Below are 2533 nucleotides of genomic sequence, written 5' to 3' on the forward strand. Positions count from 1 at the left end.
TGTCCATATCCAGATCTGGTCCATACCCTTTCACCAGAAGATATATATCGACTGCTATGGGGTCAGTTTGCGGTAGCTGTCTTTCCGTTACGGTTCCCTCCACTCATTCCAGCCACCGCCCCCACCTCGCTGTTCAGTCCCCGCACAGCACCACTTTTCACTGCGCTGCTGACGCAGCTATGTTTCAAGTCGTGCCGGCGGAAAGGAGTTCTTTCCAAAACCAAGTCTTGTCAGAGGGAGCTGGGGCACAGCCCCAGTACCCGCCCTTTCAGGACCAGCTTCCCAATTTTAGTAAGACGCCTTTTTCCTGCCTATGGATGTAGTGCTATGAGTATGGCATGGGCTTTTGTATCCGCATCCAGCCGCGTTTCACGCTCCCCCTGTCTGCTTTTATTTCCGCCCCACCTCATATGGAGTAGCCGTGTGCGTCCGATTGTGGCAACGCTGCCCACACCCCGACCGCCGCCCCTAAAATAAAAAAAGGCTGCATATAATGCAGCCCTAAGTCGTATTGTCACTGAATATTTCTTCTCCGTTCCAGTTCGTGCCAGGTGGCCTCATCCACTGGGCCAATCTTTCTGCTCATGTCATCCAGCATGGCATCGATTTCCGCCAGCTCTCCCTGCATGTCTTTTACTTCAAGCAAACTCTTATGGATTTTTTTGCTTAAAGTGGCATAATCTTTATATCCCAAAAGAATCCCTTCCCTTTATGAAACTGCCTATATGGTATATCATGACAGCTGTTTACACAATATATTTTTACAAAAAAGAAGGCCTGCAAAAGCGGACCCCGGAAGCCACATGAGCAAGAAGCGAAAACTATTATGTCCACTTTTAAAGGAGGTTCTGGGCTTCCGTGATGAAATGGAACGAATGCAAACAAAGAAAGGAGTTAAAGAACGTGTAAAAATTGTTAACTAATTTTAACATTTAGAGCCCTGCTCTGGCAATGTATTCCTATGTATTTCGGATGAGCATTCAAATAAAAGTGAAAAATAATCATTATAAAGAAGGAATATCCACGGGGGGGAGAATTATATCCACATAGGAAATACATATACAAAACTTGGGAGGGATTTTTATGTCAGGGTTTATGTTTTTTATTTTTTTCGTAACTCTTATTGCCTTTATAGTGTATTGGCGGAAAAAAGCAAATGCGAGGAAAAATGCAGGAGATAATTATAAAGACGATCCTGTTTATCAAAAAATAAGTAAAACCAAAAGAATAATTGGAGCGGTATGTATTGTATCATTGCTTTTGGGCTTTGGTATGAGTGGTAATTCATCCTCTACCAAAAGCGACTCCACTAAATCTGCTCAAGTAACTGAAAAGGCTGAAAAATCACCAGAGGAAATAGCTGCTGAAAAAGCTAAACAAGAAGCAAAAAAGCAAGAAGAAATGACTAAGGAAATCACCACTGGGTGGGATACTGCTACACAAAAGGATGATGACCATAAAAATATCAAAAAAGCATTAGAATTGATAAAAAAATATCCCGATTATATTCCTAACCAACCCGGAGAACCGCTTAATACACAACAGGCTATGCAAAAGCCGTGGGACTTTTATGGTAAAGTTGTTACTATAACAGGGACAATATATAATATTCAGCACTATCCTCCAGACCATGCAGCTCGCAAATTTATAGGTCAAGAGTGTTTCAATGCCATGATCAGAACGAATGACGGAGTTTATGTATCTGTAGATGTTGTTGGCAACGGTAATGGTATACAAAATAATGCACAGGTCAGCTTAAAAGGATATGTTATTGGTTTAACAGACCTTCAGAATATGAAGTATGGAGGTAAAAGTGACGGCCTGAGCTTTGTTGGTCAGCAATAAATAAGAACAACTTATAACTCAACTAAATAATTGCAATACAAGAGCCTGGTAGTTTGATAATACTACCGGGCTCGGTTTTATTTCCCCATAATTTTCTTCAATGCCTTAATATCCTGCCTTATCTTCCCTGGCTCGTAGCGAAGGAGATTGGCCAGAGCAGTAAGCCCTTCATCGGAGACGGTGTCCAGGGCCCGGATAAGCCTTTTACAGTTTGCAATAAATTCATTCATTGCTATTCCTCCCGGCTGATCTTCTGCCAATAGTCCGTCACGCCTCTGGCTATGGCGGCGGCTATAGCCTGCTGGCGGTACATCATAATAAGTGCATCATAATCATTGTCGATAAATCCGCATTCTACCAGAACAGCGGGCATTTCCGTTGACCTGAGTACACATAGCAGGGGGCGGCTTTTCAGCCCTCGGTCCGGAAACTCTGGATCAATTTTCTGAACAGTTTCCACCAGCTGCTTTTGAATACAATCTCCCAGCGTCTTGCCGCCGCCAGTCATGTCATATACCAAGGTTTCTGCCCCACGAACAGTGGTATCAAAGGCGTTGCAGTGAATACTCACAAACACATCCGCCTCCCAGTCATTGGCAGACTCCACCACACTTTTGCCGTACTCCGGGGCCTCACCATTAAGGTTATGGCTCTGGAGCAATTCCACATAGCAGCCCGCCCTTAGAAG

General features: G+C 43.7%; 4 protein-coding genes. 1 reads left to right on the plus strand and 3 read right to left on the minus strand.

Features of this window, described 5'->3' with window-relative positions:
• Window positions 1-514: 514 nt before the first annotated feature.
• A complete protein-coding gene (locus tag QZV24_RS10380) occupies window positions 515-694 on the minus strand; it encodes a hypothetical protein (RefSeq protein WP_294523568.1) in 180 nt (59 codons plus the stop codon).
• A gap of 389 nt (window positions 695-1083) precedes the next feature.
• Between QZV24_RS10380 and QZV24_RS10385 the strand changes: the two genes are divergently transcribed.
• On the plus strand, window positions 1084-1845 hold the full coding sequence (locus QZV24_RS10385) for a hypothetical protein (protein ID WP_294523570.1): 762 nt from the start codon (window positions 1084-1086) through the stop codon (window positions 1843-1845).
• A gap of 77 nt (window positions 1846-1922) precedes the next feature.
• Here QZV24_RS10385 and QZV24_RS10390 read toward each other — a convergent pair whose 3' ends face one another.
• Together QZV24_RS10390 and QZV24_RS10395 are read right to left on the minus strand one after the other, a co-directional pair.
• Window positions 1923-2075 (minus strand): hypothetical protein, encoded by a 153-nt coding sequence (locus QZV24_RS10390; protein ID WP_294523572.1) that lies wholly within the window; start codon window positions 2073-2075, stop codon window positions 1923-1925.
• Window positions 2076-2077: 2 nt separating this feature from the next.
• Window positions 2078-2533 (minus strand): N-acetylmuramoyl-L-alanine amidase (locus tag QZV24_RS10395; RefSeq protein WP_294523574.1); only part of this gene is annotated, 456 nt, incomplete at its 5' end.

The organism is uncultured Anaerovibrio sp. (genome assembly GCA_902786545.1).
Lineage (GTDB): Bacteria > Bacillota > Negativicutes > Selenomonadales > Selenomonadaceae > Anaerovibrio.